23 protein-coding genes and 1 pseudogene are annotated in these 23,155 nt (G+C 60.8%); 17 read left to right on the top strand and 7 right to left on the bottom strand.

Annotated features, from left to right (window positions below; translation table 11 throughout):
* Nucleotides 1-19: 19 nt before the first annotated feature.
* Nucleotides 20-1,117: a carboxynorspermidine decarboxylase gene (locus B348_RS0126020; protein WP_017738963.1), complete on the bottom strand. Its 1,098-nt coding sequence runs from the start codon at nucleotides 1,115-1,117 to the stop codon at nucleotides 20-22.
* A gap of 366 nt (nucleotides 1,118-1,483) precedes the next feature.
* On the opposite strand from B348_RS0126020, the gene B348_RS0126015 reads away from it, so the two are divergent.
* From B348_RS0126015 to B348_RS0125985, 7 genes are read left to right on the top strand one after another with little or no spacing between them, the layout of a single operon-like run.
* A complete protein-coding gene (locus tag B348_RS0126015; protein WP_017738962.1) occupies nucleotides 1,484-2,503 on the top strand; it encodes a LacI family DNA-binding transcriptional regulator in 1,020 nt (339 codons plus the stop codon).
* Nucleotides 2,487-3,491 (top strand): ABC transporter substrate-binding protein, encoded by a 1,005-nt coding sequence (locus B348_RS0126010; RefSeq protein ID WP_017738961.1) that lies wholly within the window; start codon nucleotides 2,487-2,489, stop codon nucleotides 3,489-3,491. The genes B348_RS0126015 and B348_RS0126010 overlap by 17 nt, the downstream gene beginning before the upstream one ends.
* Nucleotides 3,492-4,310: an iron ABC transporter permease gene (locus tag B348_RS0126005; RefSeq protein WP_017738960.1), complete on the top strand. Its 819-nt coding sequence runs from the start codon at nucleotides 3,492-3,494 to the stop codon at nucleotides 4,308-4,310. It begins immediately after the preceding gene.
* A complete protein-coding gene (locus B348_RS0126000) occupies nucleotides 4,307-5,101 on the top strand; it encodes an ABC transporter permease (protein WP_017738959.1) in 795 nt (264 codons plus the stop codon). Before B348_RS0126005 ends, B348_RS0126000 begins: the two co-directional genes overlap by 4 nt.
* On the top strand, nucleotides 5,098-6,129 hold the full coding sequence (locus tag B348_RS0125995; protein ID WP_017738958.1) for an ABC transporter ATP-binding protein: 1,032 nt from the start codon (nucleotides 5,098-5,100) through the stop codon (nucleotides 6,127-6,129). The genes B348_RS0126000 and B348_RS0125995 overlap by 4 nt, the downstream gene beginning before the upstream one ends.
* A gap of 9 nt (nucleotides 6,130-6,138) precedes the next feature.
* Complete coding sequence (locus B348_RS0125990; protein WP_026137073.1) at nucleotides 6,139-6,972, top strand: phosphodiesterase; 834 nt, start codon at nucleotides 6,139-6,141, stop codon at nucleotides 6,970-6,972.
* A 7-nt stretch (nucleotides 6,973-6,979) separates the two neighbouring features.
* A complete protein-coding gene (locus B348_RS0125985; protein ID WP_017738956.1) occupies nucleotides 6,980-8,299 on the top strand; it encodes an OprD family porin in 1,320 nt (439 codons plus the stop codon).
* 232 nt (nucleotides 8,300-8,531) lie between these two features.
* On the opposite strand, the gene B348_RS0125980 is transcribed toward B348_RS0125985, so the two are convergent.
* Nucleotides 8,532-8,906, bottom strand: coding sequence for a GFA family protein (locus tag B348_RS0125980; protein ID WP_017738955.1), 375 nt, complete (start codon nucleotides 8,904-8,906; stop codon nucleotides 8,532-8,534).
* A 96-nt stretch (nucleotides 8,907-9,002) separates the two neighbouring features.
* Between B348_RS0125980 and B348_RS0125975 the strand changes: the two are divergent.
* The 5 genes and pseudogenes from B348_RS0125975 to metE form a co-directional block, all read left to right on the top strand.
* A pseudogene (locus B348_RS0125975) lies at nucleotides 9,003-9,275 on the top strand (LysR family transcriptional regulator); the annotation flags it as partial.
* 319 nt (nucleotides 9,276-9,594) lie between these two features.
* Nucleotides 9,595-11,268 (top strand): AAA family ATPase, encoded by a 1,674-nt coding sequence (locus B348_RS0125970; protein WP_157356560.1) that lies wholly within the window; start codon nucleotides 9,595-9,597, stop codon nucleotides 11,266-11,268.
* 3 nt (nucleotides 11,269-11,271) lie between these two features.
* Nucleotides 11,272-12,078, top strand: coding sequence for a hypothetical protein (locus tag B348_RS1000000131670; protein WP_157356559.1), 807 nt, complete (start codon nucleotides 11,272-11,274; stop codon nucleotides 12,076-12,078).
* A 140-nt stretch (nucleotides 12,079-12,218) separates the two neighbouring features.
* Nucleotides 12,219-12,827, top strand: a complete 609-nt coding sequence (locus B348_RS0125960) for a LysE family translocator (protein ID WP_017738951.1) — start codon at nucleotides 12,219-12,221, stop codon at nucleotides 12,825-12,827.
* 97 nt (nucleotides 12,828-12,924) lie between these two features.
* Nucleotides 12,925-15,213: a 5-methyltetrahydropteroyltriglutamate--homocysteine S-methyltransferase gene (gene metE, locus B348_RS0125955; protein ID WP_017738950.1), complete on the top strand. Its 2,289-nt coding sequence runs from the start codon at nucleotides 12,925-12,927 to the stop codon at nucleotides 15,211-15,213.
* A gap of 133 nt (nucleotides 15,214-15,346) precedes the next feature.
* On the opposite strand, the gene B348_RS0125950 is transcribed toward metE, so the two are convergent.
* Nucleotides 15,347-16,501 (bottom strand): DUF1624 domain-containing protein, encoded by a 1,155-nt coding sequence (locus B348_RS0125950; protein ID WP_017738949.1) that lies wholly within the window; start codon nucleotides 16,499-16,501, stop codon nucleotides 15,347-15,349.
* Nucleotides 16,502-16,747: 246 nt separating this feature from the next.
* Between B348_RS0125950 and B348_RS0125945 the strand changes: the two genes are divergently transcribed.
* Together B348_RS0125945 and yfcF are read left to right on the top strand one after the other, a co-directional pair.
* Nucleotides 16,748-17,284: a DUF924 family protein gene (locus B348_RS0125945; protein ID WP_017738948.1), complete on the top strand. Its 537-nt coding sequence runs from the start codon at nucleotides 16,748-16,750 to the stop codon at nucleotides 17,282-17,284.
* Nucleotides 17,285-17,377: 93 nt separating this feature from the next.
* Nucleotides 17,378-18,010 carry a glutathione transferase gene (gene yfcF, locus B348_RS0125940; RefSeq protein WP_017738947.1) on the top strand — a complete coding sequence of 211 codons (633 nt, stop codon included), beginning with the start codon at nucleotides 17,378-17,380 and terminating at the stop codon, nucleotides 18,008-18,010.
* 3 nt (nucleotides 18,011-18,013) lie between these two features.
* Here yfcF and B348_RS0125935 read toward each other — a convergent pair whose 3' ends face one another.
* Nucleotides 18,014-18,259 (bottom strand): hypothetical protein, encoded by a 246-nt coding sequence (locus tag B348_RS0125935; protein ID WP_017738946.1) that lies wholly within the window; start codon nucleotides 18,257-18,259, stop codon nucleotides 18,014-18,016.
* 132 nt (nucleotides 18,260-18,391) lie between these two features.
* On the opposite strand from B348_RS0125935, the gene B348_RS0125930 reads away from it, so the two are divergent.
* Both B348_RS0125930 and B348_RS0125925 read left to right on the top strand, forming a co-directional pair.
* The gene (locus tag B348_RS0125930) at nucleotides 18,392-19,036 is read left to right on the top strand and encodes a hypothetical protein (protein ID WP_017738945.1); all 645 of its coding nucleotides are present in this window, start codon (nucleotides 18,392-18,394) and stop codon (nucleotides 19,034-19,036) included.
* Nucleotides 19,037-19,068: 32 nt separating this feature from the next.
* On the top strand, nucleotides 19,069-19,410 hold the full coding sequence (locus tag B348_RS0125925; protein ID WP_017738944.1) for a hypothetical protein: 342 nt from the start codon (nucleotides 19,069-19,071) through the stop codon (nucleotides 19,408-19,410).
* 131 nt (nucleotides 19,411-19,541) lie between these two features.
* Here B348_RS0125925 and B348_RS0125920 read toward each other — a convergent pair whose 3' ends face one another.
* Nucleotides 19,542-20,288, bottom strand: coding sequence for a creatininase family protein (locus tag B348_RS0125920; RefSeq protein ID WP_017738943.1), 747 nt, complete (start codon nucleotides 20,286-20,288; stop codon nucleotides 19,542-19,544).
* 30 nt (nucleotides 20,289-20,318) lie between these two features.
* The gene (locus B348_RS0125915) at nucleotides 20,319-21,032 is read right to left on the bottom strand and encodes a murein L,D-transpeptidase catalytic domain family protein (protein ID WP_017738942.1); all 714 of its coding nucleotides are present in this window, start codon (nucleotides 21,030-21,032) and stop codon (nucleotides 20,319-20,321) included.
* 39 nt (nucleotides 21,033-21,071) lie between these two features.
* Between B348_RS0125915 and B348_RS0125910 the strand changes: the two genes are divergently transcribed.
* Nucleotides 21,072-22,649: a murein L,D-transpeptidase gene (locus B348_RS0125910; RefSeq protein WP_017738941.1), complete on the top strand. Its 1,578-nt coding sequence runs from the start codon at nucleotides 21,072-21,074 to the stop codon at nucleotides 22,647-22,649.
* Here B348_RS0125910 and B348_RS0125905 read toward each other — a convergent pair.
* Entirely contained in the window at nucleotides 22,646-23,149 is a 504-nt protein-coding gene (locus tag B348_RS0125905; RefSeq protein WP_017738940.1) for an AAA family ATPase, read from the bottom strand. The genes B348_RS0125910 and B348_RS0125905 overlap by 4 nt on opposite strands.
* Nucleotides 23,150-23,155 lie beyond the last annotated feature (6 nt).

The raw sequence follows: 23,155 nt of genomic DNA, 5'->3' as shown, positions 1-23,155 counted from the left end.
TTCTCCTATATCCGCCAGCTTACGAAAGGCTGGACAGGTAGTCGTCGTAACCAAATTCACGAACCACTTCGACAGTACCGTCGAGTTGTTTCACTACGATGGACGGCATTTTCAGGCCGTTGAACCAATTTTTCTTGACCATGGTGTAGCCCGCGGTGTCGATGAACGACAGCCGATCGCCGATGGTCAGCGGACGATCAAATTGGTACTCGCCGAAGATGTCCCCGGCCAGGCAGGATTTGCCGCACACCATCACGGTGTGTTCGCCATCGCTTGGCGCCAGCTTGGCGTTGAGGCGATAGATCAGCAGGTCCAGCAGGTGGGCTTCGATGGAGCTGTCTACCACGGCGAGGTTCTTGCCGTTGTAGAGGGTGTCGAGCACGGTGACTTCCAGGGAGGCGCTGTTGGTGATCGCCGCTTCGCCGGGTTCCAGGTAGACCTGTACGCCGTACTTCTCGGAGAAGGCTTTCAAGCGCGCGCAGAACGCGTCCACCGCATAGTCTTCGCCGGTGAAGTGGATGCCGCCGCCAAGGCTGACCCACTCGACTTTATGCAGCAGCGCGCCGAAGCGTTCTTCGATGGTGCCGAGCATTTTGTCGAACAGGCTGAAATCGCCGTTCTCGCAGTTGTTGTGGAACATGAAGCCGCTGATCTGGTCGATCACGCCTTCGATCTTCACCGGGTCCCATTCGCCCAGGCGGCTGAACGGACGCGCCGGGTCGGCCAGCAGATAATCGGAGCTGCTCACTTGCGGGTTCACCCGCAGGCCACGGGTCTTGCCTTCGGAACGCTCGGCAAAACGCTGCAATTGGCTGATGGAGTTGAAGATGATCTTGTCGCAGTTCTCCAGCATCTCTTCGATTTCATCGTCGGCCCAGGCCACGCTGTAGGCGTGCGCTTCACCGGCGAACTTCTGGCGACCGAGCTTCAGCTCGTACAGCGACGACGAGGTGGTGCCGTCCATGTATTGCTGCATCAGGTCGAACACCGACCAGGTGGCAAAGCACTTGAGCGCCAGCAGGGCCTTGGCGCCGGACTGTTCGCGCACGTAAGCAATCTTCTGCATGTTGACCAGAAGCTTCTGTTTATCGATGAGGTAGTACGGCGTTTTGATCATTTTTGAGAGCCTGCGGCGGTGCCTGCCAAAAAAGGACACGCATTGTGCCCGCACTTGGGGCGAATCGGAAGGTTAGTGGGCGGAATTTGCTGCGCCAGCTTTTCCAGCATAACTGCAGAGTATGACTATCCATAGCTACACCCCGGATCAATGTGGGAGCTGGCTTGCCTGCGATAGCGGTGTATCAGCCAGCACTGATGTACCTGTCCCACCGCTATCGCAGGCAAGCCAGCTCCCACATTTGATCTCCACTTGGCGGGAGAGGGGGGATCTGCACTGCCATGAAAGCGTCATCTGTTCAGCACCGAACTGCCACATTCCCCCGCTACTGTCCTCGCCAATGAGATCGATCTCAAGCGAGTGCCAATGACTGACCTGAAAGACGTTGCCCGACTGGCCGGTGTATCCCGTGCCACCGCCGCCCGGGCCTTTGCTTCGCCGGACCAGGTGCGCCCGACGACCCGCGAGCAGGTGTTCGCCGCCGCCCGAGAGTTGGGGTTCCGGCCCAATCTGTTGGGCCGCCAACTGCGCCTGCAAACCACCCAGTTGATCGGTGTCGTGGTGCCCAACCTGCTCAACCCGGTGTTCGCCGAGCAGTTCCAGGCCATGGAGCGCGCCGCGCGTGCGCGGGGCTACAGCCTGGTGCTGGCCACCACCGACTACAACAGCGAACGCGAAAGCATTGTGGTGGAAGAGCTGCTGCGCCAACGCGTCGATGGCCTGGTGCTGACGGTCACCGATGCCGAAAGCAACGCAGTGCTGAGCAGCCTGAACACCGAGCAAACGCCGTTCGTGCTGGCCTATCACCAACCGGGCAACCCCAACTACAGCGCCGTGTCGGTGGACAACCGCGCCGGCATGGCCTTGGCCACCCGCTATCTGCTGGACACCGGCCACCGGCGCATCAGCATGGTCGCCGGGCCCGCGTTGCAATCGGACCGCGCGCGCCTGCGCTATGCCGGCTATTGCGATGCGATGCACGAGTACGGCCTTGAACCGCGCCCGGTGATCGAAATGCCGGCGCACACCCAGGCCGAATTCGCCGCCATCGCGCCGTCTCTGCAAGGCCCCGACGCGCCCACTGCGCTGGTGTGCTCCAACGATTTCCTCGCCATCAGCCTGATCGCCGAGCTGCGCCGCAACGCCTGGAATGTCCCCGGGCAACTCTCGGTGATGGGCTTCGACGGCATCAGCCTCGGCACCCAGATGCACCCGACGCTGTGCAGCGTGGTGCAACCCATCGCGCTGCTCGCCAGCACGGTGATTGACCAACTGCTGGCGCAGATCGCCGGCCACGCACCGATTTCCCATTGCCTGCCTTGCCACATCCGGCCCGGCGAAAGTACTCAACCCCGTGAGGAGACCCCTGATGCGCGCATTCAGTAAAACCCTGGCCGCCGTGCTGCTGTGCGGCGCGGCCAGCCTGGCCCAGGCCGCCGACACCGCAATCTGCTACAACTGCCCGCCGGACTGGGCCGACTGGGGCACCCAGCTCAAGGCCATCGCCGCCAGCACCGGCGTGCAGGTGCCGCTGGACAACAAGAACTCCGGCCAATCCCTGGCGCAACTGGTCGCCGAGAAAGCCGCGCCAGTGGCCGACGTCGTCTACTACGGCGTGACCTTCGGCCTGCAAGCGCAAAAAGCCGAGGTGGTCGGCACCTACAAGCCCAAAGGTTTCGAACAGATTCCCGCCGGTTTGAAAGACCCGGCCGGCCATTGGTTCGCGATCCACTCCGGGACCTTGGGCATCATGGTCAACGTCGATGCCCTCGGCGGCCTGCCAATGCCGCAAAGCTGGGCCGACCTGCTCAAGCCTGAGTACAAAGGCATGGTCGGCTACCTCGACCCGTCCAGCGCCTTTGTTGGCTACGTCTCTGCGGTGGCGATCAACCGCGCCCTGGGCGGCGACCTGGACAACTTCGCCCCGGCCATCGACTACTTCCAGAAACTGGCGAAAAACGCCCCCATCGTGCCCAAGCAAACCGCCTATGCGCGGGTGCTGTCCGGTGAGTTGCCGATCCTCGTGGACTACGACTTCAACGCCTACCGCGCGCGCTACAAGGACAACGCCAACGTCGCCTTCGTGATCCCCAAGGAAGGCAGCATCAGCGTGCCCTACGTGATGAGCGCCGTGGCCAACGCGCCGCACCGCGCCAACGCCGAGAAGGTCCTCGACTTCGTCCTCTCGGATCAAGGCCAGGCGCTGTGGGCCAAGGCCTACCTGCGTCCGGTACGTCCGGTAGCGATGCCGGCCGAGGTCGCCGCACAGTTCCTCCCCGACAGCGACTACGCCCGCGCCGGTGTGGTGGATTATCAAAAGATGGCCGCCGTGCAGGAAGCGTTCGCCGCCCGTTATCTGAACGAGGTCAAGTAAGTGGCTGCATCGGCAAAACAGGCGGCCTGGGCGCTGGCCCCGGCCTTTGCGGTGCTGCTCGCGTTCTGGCTGTTGCCGCTGGCGCACCTGGTGCTGCTCGGTGCCGAGAGCCGCGACAGCAACGGCAGCGGCTACTGGCAAGTGCTCAGCAGCGCGCAGTACCTGGGCAGCCTCGCGCAAACCTGCGCGCTGGCGATGTTTGTCACGCTCGCCGCGTTGTTGGTCGGGGGTATCAGCGGGGTGTTCCTTGCGCGTCAGCAGTTTTTCGGGCGCTCGGCGTTGGTGGCGCTGCTGACGTTTCCCCTGGCATTCCCGGGTGTGGTGGTGGGCTTCCTGGTGATTCTGTTGGCGGGGCGCCAGGGCTTGTTCGCGTCGCTGGGCCTGCAACTGGCCGGTGAACGCTGGATTTTCGCCTACTCGCTGGCCGGGCTGTTTGTCGGCTACCTGTACTTCTCGATCCCCCGGGTGATCCTCACCGTGATGGCCGCCTGTGAAAGCCTCGACCGCAGCCTGGAAGAAGCCGCCCACTCCCTCGGTGCCGGGCACTGGCGCGTGGTGTGCGACGTGATCGTGCCAGGCCTGGCGCCGGCGCTGGCCTCCTGCGGGGCGATCTGTTTTGCCACGTCCATGGGCGCCTTTGGCACGGCGTTCACCTTGGGCACGCGGCTCAACGTCACCCCGGTGGCGATCTACAACGTGTTCACCAACTACGCCAACTTCGCCGTCGCCGCCGCGCTGTCGGTGGTGCTCGGCGCGCTGACGTGGGCAGTGTTGCTGCTCACCCGGCGGCTGGTGAAAAACGCGGGGACCGTCCTGTGAAGCGCTCATCGTTGTTTGTGCTGCAACTGCTGTTCACCTTGCTGGTGTGCGCCTTCATGTTGGTGCCGGTGCTGATGTCGCTGCTGGCTGGGCTGACCCGCAACTTCTTCGTCGGCGTGTCCAGCGGCCTGACCTCCGACTGGTTGATCCAGGTGTGGCAGGCCTACTCGCCGACGGTGTGGCTGTCGCTGCAATTGGCCCTGGCCTGCGCGGTGTGCGTCTGCGTGATTGGCGTGCCGGCGGCTTACGCCCTGGTGCGCATGAACAATCGCTTCAGCCGCGCCTTTGAAGAACTGATGGTGCTGCCGGTGGCGATGCCGGGCCTGGCCAGTGCGTTGGCGCTGTTGCTGACCTACGGCCAGTTCGGCGGCTTTCGCAGCAGCTGGTTGTTCATTCTCGTTGGCCATGTGCTGTTCACCTTGCCGTTCCTGGTGCGCCCGGTGATGGCGGTGATGCAACGCCAGCAATTGCCGGTGCTGGAAGAGGCCGCGGCCAGCCTCGGTGCGGGGCCGATCAAGCGCTTTTTCAGCGTGGTGGTGCCCAACTGTCGCGCCGGGATTCTCGCCGGCGTGCTGATGGTGGTGACCCTGTCCCTGGGTGAATTCAACCTGACCTGGATGCTCCACACGCCGATGACCAAGACCTTGCCCGTGGGCCTGGCCGACAGCTACGCCTCGGCGCGCCTGGAAATCGCCAGCGCCTACACCCTTATCTTTTTGCTGATGATCGTGCCGCTGCTGATTGCGTTGCAGGCCATCAGTGCCCGTTTGTCCCGTGGAGAGCGTCGATGACCGCTATCACTATCCGCCTGCAAGGCTGTCGCAAGGCATTCGCCGACGGCACCGTGGCCGTGCATGACCTGGACCTCACCGTCAGAGGCGGCGAAACCATGGCAATTCTCGGCCCGTCCGGGTGTGGCAAGACCACCACCTTGCGCCTGATCGCCGGCCTGGAACGCCCGGATGTGGGCCAGGTGTTTTTCGGCGACCAGGACGTGACACGCCTGCCCATCGAGCGCCGCGACGTGGGCATGGTGTTCCAGAACTACGCGCTGTTTCCCAACCTGGATGTGGCGGGGAATATCGTCTACGGCTTGAAGATTCGCGGCGTGCCCGTGCAGGAGCGCAACCAGCGCTGCGAGGAATTGCTGGAACTGGTGGGCTTGCAGGCTCACGGCCGGCGCAGCATCCACGAATTGTCCGGCGGCCAGCGCCAGCGTGTGGCACTCGCCCGCGCCCTGGCGCCGCGCCCCAAGGTGTTGCTGCTGGATGAGCCGCTGGCGGCCCTCGATGCACAACTGCGTGAACGCCTGCGCAGTGAACTCAATGAGTTGCTGCGCGGGCTGGGCATCACCTCGGTGTTCGTCACCCACGATCAGGGCGAAGCCATGGCCCTCGGTGATCGCATCCTGGTGATGGAGCGAGGCCGGGTTGCGCAGTTGGCGAGCCCGCGCGACATCTACCAGAAACCGGCCAACGCCTTCGTCGCCGGCTTTGTCGGCAACCTCAATGCCTTTGCGGTGATCGCGCCGTCAGCCCATGGCTTGAAAGTCTGCGGCGGCGAGTTGCCGTGGCACGAAGCGAGCCTGCCCAACACCCTGTACTGCCGCCCGGAACACCTGCGGGTGATGGACAGCGAAGGGCACCTGCACGGCCATCTCGTCGCGCAGTTTTTCCAGGGCGCGCAAAGCCGCCTGCTGGTGGATGTCGGCGCCCCGCAACCGCTGCTGGTGGACAGCAGCGACAACCAGTTGTACGCCGTCGGCGCGCCGATTGCCCTGGCGATTGCGCCGCACATGTTGTTCACCCTGAATGCTTGAGAATCTATGTTGAATCGTCCGTTCCTCGTTGCGCAGATCAGCGACCTGCACCTCAAAGCAGGCCAGCGCCTCACCTACGGTGTAGTAGACACCCTGGGCGCCTTGCGCCGTGCCGTCGACCACCTCAACGCCAGCCAGCCACGCCCCGATATCGTGGTGATCAGCGGCGACCTGGTGGACTTCGGCCGCGCCGATGAATACGCCGTGCTGCACCCCGAACTCGCGCGCCTGCACATGCCGTGCTACCTGGTGCCGGGCAACCACGACACGCGCGGGCCGTTGCTCGAAGCGTTTCGTGACCACCGCTACCTGCCGGCCTCGGCAGACGGTCCGCTGGATTGGGTGGTGGACGACCATCCGCTGCGCCTGATCGGCCTGGATTCCACCATCCCCGGTGGCCACGGCGGGCAGTTGCTGGACAGCCAACTGCACTGGCTGGATGCGCAATTGGCGCTGCGGCCTGACGCACCAACCTTGCTGATCCTGCATCACCCGCCGTTTATCAGCGGCATCGGCCATATGGACCGCGAGCCGTTCATCAACGCGGCAGCGCTGGAGCACGTGGTCGCCCGCCATCCGCAAGTCGAGCGCCTGTTGTGCGGGCATTTGCACCGGCCGATGCAGCGGCGTTTCGGCGGCAGCCTGAGTTGTGTGTGCCCCGGCACCTCGCACCAGATCGTCCTGGATCTACAAGAAGCGGCGCCCGCGCATTTCAATTTGGAGCCGGCGGGCTATCTGTTGCATCGCTGGCAGGCGCAACAGGGTTTGATCAGCCACAACGGCGTATTCGGGGACTACCCGGGGCCGTACCCGTTTTATGACGCCCATGGATTAATTGACTGAGGTTGTGATGAAAGCCACTTTGAATGTATTGAGCCTGTTGACCGGCGGCCTGGGCATTGCCTTGAGCCCCTTGGCCTCGGCGGATTTCCTGAGCGACAGCAAAGCCAACCTGAGCATGCGCAACTTCTACTTCAACAACGACAACCGTGACGGCGCCGCCGCACCGTCGAAGACTGAAGAGTGGGGCCAGGCCTTTATCCTCAACTACCAATCGGGCTTCACCGACGGCACCGTCGGCTTTGGCCTGGACGCGGTGGGCATGCTTGGCATCACCCTCGACAGCGGCGCCGGCCGCCACGTTGGCAGCTCGATGATCCCCAACGACGACGGCAAGGCTACCGACAACTGGGCCCGTGGCGGCGCCACGGCCAAGGCGCGTTTTGCCAAGAGCGAACTGCGCTACGGCTACCTGCGCCCGAACCTGCCGATCCTGGTCAGCAACGACGGCCGCCTGTTGCCGCAATCCTTTGAGGGCGGGCAGATCACCAGCAAAGACATCGACAACCTGACCCTGATCGGCGGCCAACTGCAACACACCACCGGCCGCGGCTCCAGCGACCGCAGCGGCCTGGCAGCGGCGGGCGGGACCCAGGAAAGCAACAAATTCAACTATGCCGGTGCCGACTACCAGGTGAACAAGGACCTGCTGGTCCAGTACTACTACGCCAACCTTGAAGACTATTACCAGCAGCACTTTGCCGGGCTGATCCACGTGTTGCCGCTGGGTGACTACGGCTCGTTGAAGACCGACCTGCGTTACTTCAAGACCACCTCCGACGGTAAAAATAGCACCGCCGCCGGGCGTGCCGAGGGCTACAAGCTCGGTGGCTATACCAAGCATGGCAACGGTGAAATCGACAACAACACCTGGAGCGCGGCGTTCATCTATTCCCTGGGCCCGCACGCCATCACCGCCGGTTACCAGCAGGTGTCGGATGACAGCAACTTCGCCCAGCTCAACCAGGGTGGCCTGGTGAGCAAAGGGGAGGGCGGTTCCAGCCTGTACCTCTACACCGACCGTACCGTGCAGACCTTCATCCAGGCCGGTGAACGCACGGCCTTTGCCCAATACGCCTACGACTTCGCGGCACTGGGCATGCCGGGTCTGAAGGCGTCGATGATCTACCTCAAGGGCGATAACATCCGCACCGCCAGTGGCAAGGATGCCAGCGAGTGGGAACGGGATATTTCTTTGGACTACGTGGTGCAGAGTGGCACGTTCAAGAACGTCGGCTTTGGCTGGCGCAATGGCGTATCACGCAGCGAAGTGGCGCGGGACCAGGACCAGAATCGGGTGTTTGTGAACTACACGATCCCGTTGATGTAACCAGGCACCCCCAGACACTGTTGATCCTTGTGGGAGCTGGCTTGCCTGCGATAGCGGTGGATCAGTCAGAGCAGTATTGACTGACAGTCCGCCATCGCAGGCAAGCCAGCTCCCACATTTTGAGCGGTGTTCACCTGCACAAACGTGCAAACCCAATCCCCTGTGGGAGCTGGCTTGCCTGCGAAGGCAGCGGCACTGCTGGTGGAGATGTAACCTGACCCACCTTTGATCTCTATTCAGCCCATGCCACCTTCGATTCAATGCAGCTGTGCGCCTGCTTCTGCGGGATAAACGGCGTGTCGAGCGTGCCCAGCGCAATCGAAACCCACTCTGGATACAGCCCCTTGGCGTCCTGCCAGAACAGCGATGACCCGCACACCAGACAAAACTGACGAGTGACACCCGGTGAGGACTCATAGCTTTTCAAGGCATCTGCAACCACCCGGATCCTGACGGACGATCGCGGCGCACTGGCGTAACTGGCAAACGCCGCGCCATGGCTTTTCTGGCATTTGCGGCAATGGCAGTGGGTGACGGCCTTGAGCGTTGCAGTGACTTGATAAGTGACTGCACCACACAGGCAACTGCCTCGGGTATCGGTAGTCATGTGGCTTCCTGTCCAAAAACGGTCGGCCAACACTATACCCATGGCTCAGGTATTGGTCTTGAGCTTGGTCCACAACCGTGTCGCCAGCCGCGCGTCTGGCTGGCCGCCAACGACGCTGGTGTGCTGGACGACTATCGCCACATCCCGTTCAAGCTCGATGAGTTGGCGCTGGACGCCGCTGCACGCGGACTGGGCGTGGCAATGACCGACCTGACGCTGGCGGCAGAGTCCATTGCGCGCGGCGTGCTGGTGGTGCCCTTGGGCGAACCGTTGGCAACCGGTGGTGTGTATGCGTTGTGCCTGCAACCGTTGGCGGCGTCACACCCGGGGTGTCAGACGGTGATGAAGTGGTTTGGCCTATATACATAAGCGCGCCTATCAATGGTGTGCGCAAAGGATGGCTTGATCGGTCGCGATTTGAGTTTGCCGGCCGTGATGCAAACTTGGAGCTGCCTCACAGGATTTTTAACTAAGCCTGTCAGCCTGGAAGGTAGAGGCTGAGCACTAAATGCATATTTGGTTTTCGATAAAAGTGCGAGATGTGCACTGGGTTCACCAGGGTGGTGGCGCTATGATACTATCTGGCTGATATGTAGCGCTTGTGGTGTGATGCGATAGAAAGTTATAGGCGCTTAGTGTTTGCATGTTTTATGGTGCGGTTTTTGACGCGTCCGAGGGAGCGGGAGTCATGGTCAACTGGAAAGTTAGAGTCGGTGCTGCATTTGAGTCTCCCGTAGATGAAGGCGTGATTGTGCTCGCCCAAGGCGGCACGCGCTGGAATGACTTTGGGTATGCTTACAATGTGGGTGCCAAGATAAAGTACTCTGGCGAAATTATTTCTTTTCCACTTTATCTGGTCCCTTTCGACAGTGTGGGCCGAGCGTTTAAAACTGTGTCTGATGCGTTCGCTGATGGATTCGCCAGCTTTGTATCGATTATGGCAAATCCCAAGTCATACAAGGTATTGGCAGCCACGCTTGAACTGCAGGATTATGAGTCTTTGCTTCGCTGCCTCAGTGAGGTGTCGGCTGTTAAGTATGTCGCTCGGGAACGAGTTTCTTTTGTGGATGGAATTATTAGCTCGGAACCCTTTCGGCTGGGTGTGCTTCGTTCATCAAAAGCATTTATTTCACTGCTGAATGGAGTTGAAAGCTCCTTTACGCTTGAGCCGGACGATGACGCCAGGCAAGTGTTTGGTATTCATGTGAAAGTGCCTGGGGCGCTGGACGTACTGAGCATGAAGTTCAGGTATGTCGAGCATGAGTATTTTCAAGACAGGGTTCATTGCCTTATCGGTAAAAATGGTGTTGGAAAGACTCAGTTGCTGCGAGGCATAGTAGTTGCGTCGGCCCGTGCACATGATGCCTTGCACACTAATGGCCCAGCGACTGTGCTGAGGGATCGCCATGGTAAAGCCATCGAAGATGATGAGTGTTTTATAGACTATGGCGGTGTAGGGTTTAACTTTAAACGAATAGTGGCATACAGTTCAGATTGGGCGACCGTGTTGCCGGTTGCGTCGGACGTGGGCCGGTTTGATTTTAAGTTCTTCAATCTTGGGGGGGAAGCCAGTACAGAGTCTCATGTCGGCAATTTGTCCTATTTGCTCGCATCGATTTTCAGGGTTGATGACCCGAGTTTGAGCTTGAGCAAGTGGCAAATCTTTAGCGATGCGCTGAGCGGGATTGTAAGCATGCAATTCTTGGCTATCCCTGTTCTCGAGAGTTGCCCTGAGTATTGCTGTTTCAGCGATCTGGCCGGGGGGAAGTGGGCGTACATATCCAGGTTGTCGGGGGAGCAAAAAATATTAGATACGTTCGGGAGCATTGATAAATTTAGAGAGCCAAGCTTTTTTCCTTCGCAGTTGCAGGCGCCGATCAGGTTGAGCAGTGGGCAGCGGAGTATATTTAGATTTGCTTTGCATTTTATTGCGCATGCGGGTTTCGGCACCCTCTTGATTATTGATGAGCCTGAAACCTACTTGCACCCTAATCTGATCAGCGATTATATGATGCTGCTTTACAGTATCCTTGAACAAACACGATCTGTAGCGATTGTCGCCACGCATTCGGCTTATGTTGTGCGGGAGGCGCCTACGCATTGCGTGAATTTGCTAGAGGCGCTCGATGGGGGGATTACGTCACGCCATGTGTATGCCAAAACATTGGGGGCGAGCGTCTCTGAACTATCATTTGCGGTATTCGGCGATAGCACGGCTTCCGCCTATTATCAGAAAATCAGCAGAGAGGTTTCGAGGTCTGGGCTGAGTTTTGAACAAGTCATTCAATCCTATGGTGATATTTTTAGTGCCTCCATGTTGGTCGAAATCAGGTCGCGTTTAGAACGGCGGCAGGATGACTGACTGATGAATACATTCGACTATGTGAGCAGGGATGACGATAGTAGTTTGCAGGAACTTGTGCGTCGATATGGTTCTCTGGCTGGAAAGGCAGAGGCTCTAATGGCCGCGTATGATCAATATGTGGCAACCCAGGGAAGTCCTGAAATGGGATCGGTTGGGCTGACGCCGACGCAGGCAAGGTGTTTTACAAGCGCTTATAAAAACAAGTCGAAAAAGTTTGGGCTTGATTGGATTGGGCGTATAACGGCGCACAAACTGAATACATGCCCTCTGTGCGGCGGATTGGGCGCAAGAACCGTTGAGCATTATTTGCCAAAAGGCCCTTATCCAGAATTTTCAGTGTTTAGCTACAATTTGTTTCCGTCCTGTGGGTCCTGTAATACAACGCGTGGGAGCAGGCATAAAAAAGGTATTGCCTATAAGTTGCTGCACCCTTTTTTTGATGAGGATATATTGTCCAGGGTTGTCCTTTGTACTGAACTGGACTTTCGGGGTGGGGTTGCAGGGTTTTACCTGGTTTTTAATGACAGTGCATTTACCCATGCTGAAGTAAGGAGAATTAGTTTTCACCTCAAAATGTGCTTGGATCTCAAGGAGTTTGAAGGGGTGAGCCAGAGTTATTTGAGTGAGTGTTCGGTAAGAGCACAGTTGTTCCAAACCTACTCGGGTTTTACGCGTTCGCTCCAGGACGAAGTTCAAATACTTGAGGCGACCCGTTCTGGGAATAGCTGGAAAGCGGCGCTTTTTCGCGGGCTGCTCTTGATGCCAAAAGACGGGCTTGAGATGGCCATGGGTGTTGTTTTTAAGTAACTTGCTCGTGAACTGTCCTGCGACAGCGTGGTGGGGCTCTGTGCTGGGCCCGCTACTCGTCACACGTCAACCACAAACGTACAAGAATCCCCCCACCCCCCTCAGTAGACTCGCCCCACTTCCTCTACTGCAGGTTCTCCATGGACATCTTCCTCTACGCCTTCAGCGTCATGTACAGCCCTGGCCCAGTGAATTTCATGGGCCTCAACGCTGGCCTCACCGGCCAGTTCCGCCGTTCCACCGGTTTTTTCATCGGCGTGGGCAGCGCAATGCTGCTGTTGTTTGTGCTGTTCGGCTACACCGGCGAGGCGATCATTTCCCAGGCCGCGTTGCCGTATATCTCGCTGATTGGCGGCGTGTACACGCTGTACCTCGCCTATCAGGTGTTCACGGCGCGCACGGTGGTGGATGAAACGGCTTCAACCGCGCCTGTCAAAACCCTTACGTTCTGGAACGGCCTGGTGATCCAGTTGCTCAACCCCAAGGGCATCATGGCAGTGTTGCCGATCACCAGTGTGATGCTCCCCGCAGCGCATATCACCGGGGTGTCCATTGCGCTGGTTTCGGCGGTGCTGGCCTTTGGCGCGTTCGGTGCACCGTGGCTTTACGCGTTGCTCGGGGCGCTGCTGGGGCGGCGGATCAACGGCACGTCGGCGTTTACGCTGTTCAACCGGTGCATGGGGGTGGCGCTGGCGGTGTGTGCGTATTTCATGTTTCACGCGTTCTATATCCACTGGATCGCAACATGAGTAGATCTTGTGATGATCTAGAATAATATGAGTTTGTCTCACTATCGCGGTGTGCCGACAATAGCTGCCATACATAACGACATCGGAGTTGTAAGTCATGGCAGTCGCTCATTCCCTGGGATTTCCGCGCATTGGACGCGATCGTGAACTGAAAAAAGCGCAGGAAGCGTTCTGGAAGGGCGAGCTTGACGAAGCCGGCTTGCGTGCCGTTGGCCGCGACCTGCGCAAGACCCATTGGGACCTGCAAAAACAGGCCGGCATCGAGTTGCTGCCCGCCGGGGATTTCGCCTGGTACGACCAGGTGCTGACCCACTCGCTGATGTTTGGCGTGATCCCCGAGCGCTTCCGCCCGGCCGATGGCCAAGCCACCCTGCACACCCTGTTCGGCATGGCCCGTGGCGTCAGCGACAGCTGCTGCGGCGGCGCCCACGCCCAGGAAATGACCAAGTGGTTCGACACCAACTATCACTACCTGGTGCCTGAATTCAGCGCTGACCAGCAGTTCCACCTCGGCTGGGATCAACTCTTCGAAGAAGTGCAGGAAGCCCGCGAACTGGGGCACAACGTCAAGCCGGTGGTAATCGGCCCGCTGACCTACCTGTGGCTGGGCAAGGCCAAGGGCGCTGATTTCGACAAGCTGGACCTGCTCGATCGCCTGCTGCCGCTGTACGGCCAGATTTTCCAGCGCCTCGCCGACCTGGGCGTGGAGTGGGTGCAGATCGACGAGCCGATCCTCGTACTGGACTTGCCGCAAGACTGGAAAAACGCGTTTGAGCGTGCCTACAACCTGATCCAGCGCGACCCGCTGAAAAAGCTTGTGGCCACCTATTTTGGTGGGCTGGAAGAGAACCTCGGCCTGGCCGCCAACCTGCCCGTCGATGGTTTGCATATCGACCTGGTGCGCGCACCGGAACAGTACCCGACCATTCTCGACCGCCTGCCGGCCTATAAGGTGCTGTCCCTGGGCGTGGTCAACGGCCGTAACGTGTGGCGCTGCGACCTGGAGAAAGCCCTGGCTACCTTGCAGCACGCCCATGACAAGTTGGGTGATCGCCTGTGGGTCGCGCCGTCCTGCTCCTTGCTGCACAGCCCGGTCGACCTGGCCCGCGAAGACAAGCTGGATGCCGAGCTGAAAAGCTGGCTGGCGTTCGCCGTGCAGAAGTGCGCCGAAGTGGCGGTGCTGGCACAAGCGGTCAACGAGCCGCAAGCCTCCAACGTGTTGGCCGCTTTGGCGCAAAGCCGCGCGGTGCAAGCCTCCCGTGCTGCTTCGCCGCGCATCCACAAACCTGCGGTGCAAGCCCGCGTCGCCGCGATCACGGCAGATGACAGCCAGCGCCAGTCGCTGTTCGCCCAGCGCATCGAGAAACAGCGCGCCGGCCTCAACCTGCCGCTGTTCCCGACCACCACCATCGGTTCGTTCCCGCAAACCGCGTCGATCCGCCTGGCACGCCAGTCGTACAAGGCCGGCAAGTTGAGCGAAGCCGAATACGTCGAAGCCATGCACAGCGAGATCAAGCACGCCGTCGAAGTGCAGGAAAACCTCGGCCTGGACGTGCTGGTACACGGTGAAGCCGAACGCAACGACATGGTCGAGTACTTCGCCGAGCAGTTGGACGGCTATGTCTTCACCCGCTTTGGCTGGGTCCAGAGCTACGGTTCGCGCTGCGTGAAACCGGCGCTGATCTTCGGCGACCTGAGCCGCCCGAAAGCCATGACGGTAGAGTGGATCCGCTACGCCCAAGGCCTCACCCACAAGGTGATGAAGGGCATGCTGACCGGCCCCGTGACCATGCTGATGTGGTCCTTCCCACGCGAAGACGTGAGCCGCGAAAAACAGGCGCGGCAACTGGCCCTGGCGATCCGCGACGAGGTGGTGGACCTGGAAGCCGCCGGGATCAAGATCGTGCAGATCGACGAAGCGGCGTTCCGCGAAGGCTTGCCGTTGCGCCAGGCGCAGTGGCAGCACTACCTGGACTGGGCCACCGAAGTGTTCCGCCTGTGTGCCTCGGGCGTGCGCGATGAAACCCAGATCCACACGCACATGTGCTACAGCGAGTTCAATGATGTGATCGAAAGCATCGCGGCGATGGACGCCGACGTGATCACCATCGAGACCTCACGCTCGGACATGGAGTTGCTGGACGCGTTTGAAGCCTTCGCCTACCCGAACGAAATCGGCCCGGGGGTGTATGACATCCACTCCCCACGGGTGCCGGATGCGTCGGAAATGGCCAACCTGTTGCGCAAGGCGGCCAAGCGGATTCCAGCTGAGCGCTTGTGGGTGAACCCGGATTGCGGCTTGAAAACCCGTGGCTGGCCGGAGACGGAGGCGGCGTTGATTCATATGGTCACGGCAGCCCGTCAACTGCGTGCCGAATTGGCATAACACCGCCTGAACATGTGGGCACCGGTTTCTGTGGGAGCTGGCTTGCCTGCGATAGCATCACCTGGGTATGACTGAAAGACCGAGGTGCCCGCATCGCAGGCAAGCCAGCTCCCACAGAAGAGCAACCGAGTGTTCAGAGGTATTTGAGCCAAGCCAGGTCGCGGCGTCTTGCTTTGAGCCCGGCGAACCAGCGCACTGGCGGATACAGTGCAATCGGCAACAGCAACGCTATCAACCACACCGCGCCAATGCCATCGAAGCCAAAATAGCTGCCATGATTGAGGCCTAACAACGCAACACAAGCAACATAGAGCACTTTCAACACATACAGATGCAGCAGATAAAAGAACATCGGCGCCGCCCCAAACGTCGCCAGCATGCCAATCCACCGCTTATGCCCCGCACGCTCAAACGCCAGCAACAGCAGCAACCCCATCCCCAGCGTCAACGCCAGGAACAACAGCGACGGCGGATACTTGGTCACGTTGAAAAAACTCATCAGCGTCTGCACACCACTCTCATACGCCTGCCAAGGCTTCTCGCCGTAGCCATTGAGCGCACGCAACAGCACAAACCCAACCAACGCCCCCACGCCCGCCAGCGCCAGGTAGCGCTGACGCGACGCCGGCTGCACGCCATTGGCAAACCACGGGCCCAGGCCATAGCCCAAGGCAATCACGCCAATCCACGGCAACACCGGGTAGGTGATGCGCAGGCGCAGGCTGTCGCCCACGTCGATCCAGCTGCGTTCATGCAGGATCGCCCAGCCATTTTGCAACATCGAACCTGGCGCGAAGTGCAGGCCATCCAGCAGGTTGTGCCCGGCAATCAGCGCAATCGCCACGGCGATCAGCAGCGGACGCGGTAGCCATACCAGTGCGGCAAGGGCGAGCATGCTCACGCCAATCGCCCAGATCACTTGCAGGTAGATCACGCTGGGCGGCAGTTGGAAGGTCCAGGCGAAGTTGACCAGGGTGAATTCCAGCAGCACCAGGAACAAGCCGCGCTTGAACAGGAACGCCGACACGTCGCGGCGGCCTTGGTATTTCTGGCCGTAGAGCCATGCCGACAAGCCGGTGAGCAAGACAAACACCGGGGCGCACAGGTGGGCGAGGGTGCGGCTGATAAACAGCGCAGGCTCGGTGCTGTCGATGCTCATCGGGTCGCTGACCTGGCGGTGCAGCAGGAAGGTTTCGCGCACGTGGTCCAGCAGCATGAACAGGATCACCAGGCCGCGCAGGGCGTCGATGGAAAGCAGGCGTTGGCGTAGGGGAGCAGCGTCGGGCATGGGCAAGGGTCGCAGGGTAGGGTGAAAGTCGGGTGTTATCGTATAACATTAATCTGCCTGTTGCCGGTTTCTGCGCCGTGCACCGATCAAAACTGTGGGAGCGGGCTTGCCCGCGAAGGCGTCGTGTCAATCGCCACAAATGCTGGCTGATCCACCGCTATCGCAGGCAAGCCAGCTCCCACATTGGGCCGCGTCGTCTGCTCGACTCTGCTAACGTCTGCCAAATCGTTTTCACAGGCCCTCACCATGACCACCCCACAATCCGTCATCGACTTCTGGCAAAACGCCGGCCCCAAACGCTGGTTCGCCAAGGACGAGGCCTTCGACGCCAGCTTTCGCGACACCTTCCACAGCGCCCACCTGCAAGCCGCCCGCCGCGAGCTGGAAAGCTGGCTGGACTCGGCAGAAGGCGCCCTGGCCCTGCTGATCCTGCTCGACCAATACCCGCGCAATGCCTTTCGCGGCACGGCCCATATGTTCGCCACCGACCCGTTGGCCCGCCTGTATGCCGGGCGCATGGTCGAGGCCGGGTGGGATCAGTTGATCGTGCCTGCGTTGCGTGCGTTCTGCTACCTGCCGTTCGAGCATTCGGAAGACCCGGCGGACCAGCAGCGTTCCCTGGCCCTCAACCAGACGCTGGACGCCAACACCTACCACTGGGCCAAGGAGCACGCCGAGATTATCCAGCGCTTTGGGCGGTTTCCTCATCGCAATCAGGTGTTGGCTCGCGCCAGTACTGAGGAGGAGCAAGCATTTTTGGACAAGGGCGGGTTCGCCGGGTAGGTCATTCCCGCCAGGAATACCCCTATAAAAACCTGCCATTGTCTTTCCCGCCGCAGATCTCGTAGCGTGGGCTTTCACCCGAGGAGCCCTGCCATGCACCCACGTTCGCTGCGCCTGTACGTCGATAATCTTTTCACCAGCCCCTATGCAATGTCTGTGTTTGTGGCCCTGCGGGAAAAAGGCCTGGCCTTCGAGACCGTGACCCTGGACCTGGACGCCGCGCAAAACCAGACGGCCGACTTTGCCAGGCTGTCCCTGACCCAGCGCGTGCCGACCCTGGAGGAGGGCGATTTTGCACTGTCGGAATCGTCGGCGATCACTGAGTACCTGGAAGAGACCTATCCCGAGCCAGCGCTCTACCCGGCCGACCCCAAGCAACGCGCGCGGGCGCGGCAGGTGCAGGCGTGGCTGCGCAGCGATTTGCTGCCGATTCGCCAGGAACGTTCGACGCTGGTGGTGTTCTGCGGGCAGAAGATGCCGCCGTTATCGCCCGTGGCCCAGGCGGCAGCGCAGAAGTTGATCGCTGCGGCGCAAGCATTGTTGGCAGGTAACCCGGACTACCTGTTCGGCACCTGGTCGATTGTCGACGTGGATCTGGCGGTGATGCTCAATCGCCTGATCCTGAACGGTGACAGCGTGCCCGCCGAGTTGGTCGCCTATGCGCAACGCCAGTGGCAACGGCCGTCGGTGCAGGCCTGGGTCAACCTGCCGCGCCCTGCGCTCTAGGGGTTACAGCCATTCCTGGGCGACGCGGCGGTCCAGGTCTTCCCAGTCGGCCATGCCCAGCACGCGCATGGTGTTCAAGCCGCGCAGGTAGCCGCGCAATTGCTGGGCACTGGCGCAGCGCTGATCGGCGTCGGCGGTTTCGTCCTGCAAGACGCTTTCATAGTCGACCAGGTAATCGGCGACCCGCTCGCGAAACTCCGGTAGAACGGCTTCGCGGATGCGGTCGAAGGTTTTCTGGTGGGGCTTCATGGTCGGGTCCTTATCTATTTTTATGTAGGCACTATCGGTTCAGATAATAGTCACCATCACCGATTGCAAGTTCTGTTTTTTGCGCAAAAGCGCAAAATTGCCCCATCGAAACGCTGTTCAAGGAAATGCGCGATGAGGACGATTATCCAGCTGGCATTGATGGCCCTGATGCTGGGCACTGTGGCCGTAAACAACGCCGCCATTGCCGATGAACTGCGAACAGGCCATTTGCTACCCATCGACGCTAGCGTAGACTCCCTGCAGCACGCGCAATCGGTCGGTGTGTTGTTGAGTGATAGCACCCGCGACAACCTCAGCTACCTTGAACGCTACCACGACATGGCCATGAACGGCGCCAAGGATGCCCTCGACGAGCGTATCCGCCAGGCGTTCGTCAATAGCTCCGATCCGGAACTGGCCATCGATTGGCTGATGGGGTCGCTGCAAGGCGCCTTTGTCTCGGTGACGGTCTACGACACGCTGGATGCCCTGGTGCAGGCGCACCCGGATGTGGTGGTGATGCTCGACACCCATAATCAACTGCTGACCCAGCGAAACGACCGGGTCGAGGCGCGGTTTATTGCGCGGTTCTATAACGCGAGCCTGCAATACATCGCCAAGGCCGAAGGCTCGGTGTACAAGCAAGTGCCGTCGGTGTGGGTGCATGACAAGGCGGCGCCCGAAATTGCCGCGCAGATCGAGCAGCAGCGGGATGTACAGCAAGCGGCCTTGCGCCAGTTTGACGCATCGCTCAAGGCGTTGGTCCAAGCCGGTTGATGTGATTTTTTGATTATTTTCCAGGAATTTCTATGCGCTCTTTTTTCGTCCCGGCCCTGGCCTTTGCTTCGTTGTGGCTGGCCGGGTGTGTGTCTGCTCCCAATGCTCCGACGCTGACTCTGCAAACCACCAAGACACCCGAAGGCTATACCCAATGCGTCCTGCCCAAGCTGGAAAAGCACGGCATCACCTCGACGGTCACGCAGAACTCGCGCCACGCCAAGGTGGTGTTGACCAGCAAGATTGCGGCGGATGATGTGTTGGAGGCGTACAAGAGCCAGGATGGCACCAAGGTGTTCCTGTATGAGCGCAAGCCGTTGGCATCGACCCTGACGCCGTCGCGGTTGGAGTTGGTGGCGCAGGAGTGCAAGTAGTCTGCACACACACACAAACCCTGTGGGAGCGGGCTTGCCCGCGATAGCGGTGTATCAACCAACAAATGCTTGGGCTGACACACCCTCATCGCGGGCAAGCCCGCTCCCACATTTTTTGATCTGTGTGTGGCCTAGGGCTTGGCTTCGTTGCTGAACGTGTTGACCGTCGCGATCAACCCCTTCGCCGCCAACGCCACCAACGCCCCGCCTTTCTCCACCGTCGCCAGCGCCGGATCCGAGCCCATGCGCCCGTCGGGGAAGCGTGCACGGAAGTCCAGCGCTTCGCGAATCGGCCCGGTATTGGCGATCTGCGGCGAGTACTCGGCCGATTTGATCGACGCCGGGTAGGCCCACTGCGTGACCGCAATCTCCGACGGCGTGGCGTGGCTGCCGTGGCCCACCGGGAATTGCTGCTGGGCCAGGGCGTTGACGCCTTCCAGGTCCCACCAGTTCACCAGCTTCAAGGCAAACCCGGCCGGACGGCGGGCGAAGCTCGCTTCGGCGTACAGCTCGGAAAACGCCGCTTCAATCGTGGCGATGTTGCCGCCGTGGCCGTTCAGGAACAGGATCTTGTCGAAACCGTGCCCGGCCAGCGAGCGCACCCAGTCGCCAATCGCGGCAATAAAGGTGGAAGGGCGCAGCGAGATGGTGCCGGGGAAACCCAGGTGATGCTGGGCCATGCCGATATTGAAAGTCGGGCCGATCAGGATGTCGGCGTTCTTCTGCGCCTCATGGGCGATGATCTCCGGGCACATCCAGTCGGTGCCCAGCAGGCCGGTCGGGCCGTGTTGTTCATTGGAGCCGATGGGGATCACCACCGTACGGCTGCGCTCCAGGAACTGCCCGATTTCGATCCAGGTGGATTGGTGTAGAAGCATGGGTTGCTCTCTTTTATCTATGGGGACAGGCTATCCGCCACGGATTGTACGACTACTCGCCACCTGTTGGGGTTTGCAGTTGAGGTACGTCGAGGACTTCAGCCAATGCTGGTCCGGGTACCAGGAAAACATGAACTGGCCATCCTTGAGCTTGTCCACCACCTGGCGCGCCACCTGCGGGCGCACGGCCGGGCAACCCTGGCTGCGGCCGATACGGCCTTCGCGCTTGCTCCACAGCGGGCTGACATAGTCGGCAGCGTGGATCACGATGGCGCGGTCGCGGGCCTGATCATTGAAGCCCGGCTCCAGGCCGTCCATGCGCAACGAATAACCGTGGGTGCCCAGGTAACTCTCCTGGGTGCGGAACAAGCCCAGGCTGGACTGATGGCTGCCCTCGCGATTGGAGAACTGGGTGGCGAAGTTTTCCCCGGACTTGGCGCCATGGGCCACCAGGTCGCGCAGCACCAGGGTCTTTTTGCGCAGGTCGAAGATCCACAGCCGACGGGCGGTCGAAGGCTGGGAGTAGTCAATCACGGCCAGGCGTTCGGAGCGTTCCTCGCCATTATTGACCGCACACTGCATGGCGCTCAGGGCGCTTTTCAATACAGTGGGATTGAGTTCTGGAGCCGAGCGCGCCAGGCTGCTATACAAGGTAGGAGGGTTGCCATTGGCGGCGAGCGCAATATTGCTCAACGCGGCCAGGCTCACGGTAATCAAGCCGAGGCGGCACAAAAAAGTCAGCATCTACAGTACATCCCCCCGCTGTGGATTGGAGCAAAGCCATTGTTCAAAAAACACGCATGTTACTTGAGCATTTGCCTGCTCGTTGCACCATTGGTCGCGACAGCCGACGAGCTGCCGGTGGAAGCCGTACCCATTGTTTCCGCCAGCCCGCTGCAACAAGCGCTGGCGGCACTGCCTGCGGTGTGCCCCCATCTGGCGCCGCACATCGATGCCGCCAGCCAATCGCGTCTGCAAGCGTTCTACCAGCAGCAGGGCGATATAGCGCTGTGGTCCGCCGAACGCCGGCAGGCATTGCAGGCCCAACTGTTGCTGCTTGCCGACGACGGCCTGGACCCCACCCACTATAGCCTGCCTGCGCCGGACGCCACGGCCAACGTGCTGTGCAGCGATATCGACAGCAGCCGCCAGTACCTGCAAGCCCTGCAGGATCTGCACTACGGCCGCCTGCAACAATCGCGCTTCGAACCGCTGTGGCACTCCCAGCCGCCGACTCGTGACGCGAACACCGAAGTGCTGGCCTTCGCCGCCGCCGGCCTGCAAGACATGCCCCAAGGGTTTGACCAGGCTCGCCCCAGCGCCGATTTGTACCGCAGCCTGCGCAACACCTATTCCACTGTGCGCCTGCAACCGTTGCCGCACTGGGACCCGATCGCCAGCGGCCCTTTGCTGCGCCCCGGCACGGAAGACGCCCGCGTGCCTGACCTGGCGCGGCGCCTGGTCAGCGGCGGCTACCTGGCCAGCGCGCCGAGCGGCAAACTCTATCGCGATGAGCTGGTCAAGGCGGTCAAGGCCTTCCAGCTCAGCCATTCCCTGCAAGCCGATGGCGTGATCGGCGCCGGCACGGTGACCGAGTTGAATATCAGCCCGGCGATCCGCCGCGAGCAACTGCGCATCAACCTCGAACGCTTCCGCTGGCTGGCCCAGGACCTGGAGCCCGAAGGCGTGCTGGTCAACGTCGCCGCCGCGCAACTGAGCGTGTACCAGAGCGGCATCCCGGTGTGGCAAACCCGCCTGCAAGTCGGCCGCGCCGAACGCCAGACGCCGCTGCTCAAGTCGCGCATCACCCGGCTGACCCTCAACCCCACCTGGACCATCCCGCCCACCATCATGCGCGAGGACAAACTGCCGGCGATCCGCCTCAACCCCGAATACCTGCGCCAGCAAAACCTGCAAGTACTCGACCCCGAAGGCCGCCCGCTGGCGCCCGAACAGATCGACTGGGCACGCCCCGGCAACATCCTCCTGCGCCAGGAAGCCGGCCCGCGCAACCCGTTGGGCAAGATCGTGATGCGCTTTCCCAACCCGTATTCGGTGTACCTGCACGACACCCCCAGCCAGCCCCTGTTCAGCAAGGGCCCGCGGGCATTCAGCTCGGGCTGTGTGCGGGTCGAACAGCCGTTGATGCTGCGCGACCTGCTGGTGACCCCGGCCGAGCGCGCGCGCACCGATGAACTGCTGGCCAGCGGTGTGACCCATGAATTCAGGCTGGCCACGCCGGTGCCGGTGTTGCTGGGGTATTGGACGGTGGAAGTGGATCGCCAGGGTGGCTTGGTGTATGCGCCGGATATCTACTCGCGGGACCTGGTGCTGATGAAGGCGATGGGCGCGACGCTTTAGCTGTAGGGGGCACTCATTCTTGCGAGCAGCGCTTCGACCGCCTGCGCCGGGTTGATCAAGGCGGTGTCGAATGTCCATACATCCCAGGGCTCGTATTCATGGGCCAGTACGGATTGCCAGGTGGGCGGCGTCAATCCGGCAATATCACCCGTACGGGTTTCGACACGGCGTTGATGTTCGTGCGGGTCGCTGCAGATCACCTGAATATCCAGCAGCGCCACACCTGCAGTCGCCGCGATTTGTTGCCACGCTTCGCGGCTTTCCTTGACCGGGTTGACGCAATCGGCAACCACCGTATGACCCAGCTGCAGATTGCTCAGTGCCAGCGCATTGGCCACGCCGTAGCCGCTGGCACCTACATCGGTGACCAGCACACGGGCGTTGCGAAGCGCTTGTTCGATCACGTCTACACGCAGGTAAACCGCTCCAGCCTGGCGGACCAGCGCCTGCGCAATGGTGGTTTTGCCGGTGCCGGGAAGGCCACTGAAAACAATAAGCATGCTGTG

This window comes from Pseudomonas sp. CBZ-4, from assembly GCF_000346755.1.
GTDB lineage: Bacteria > Pseudomonadota > Gammaproteobacteria > Pseudomonadales > Pseudomonadaceae > Aquipseudomonas.
Note: the sequence above shows the minus strand (reverse complement) of the source record. Positions and strands in the feature narration are given on the sequence as shown.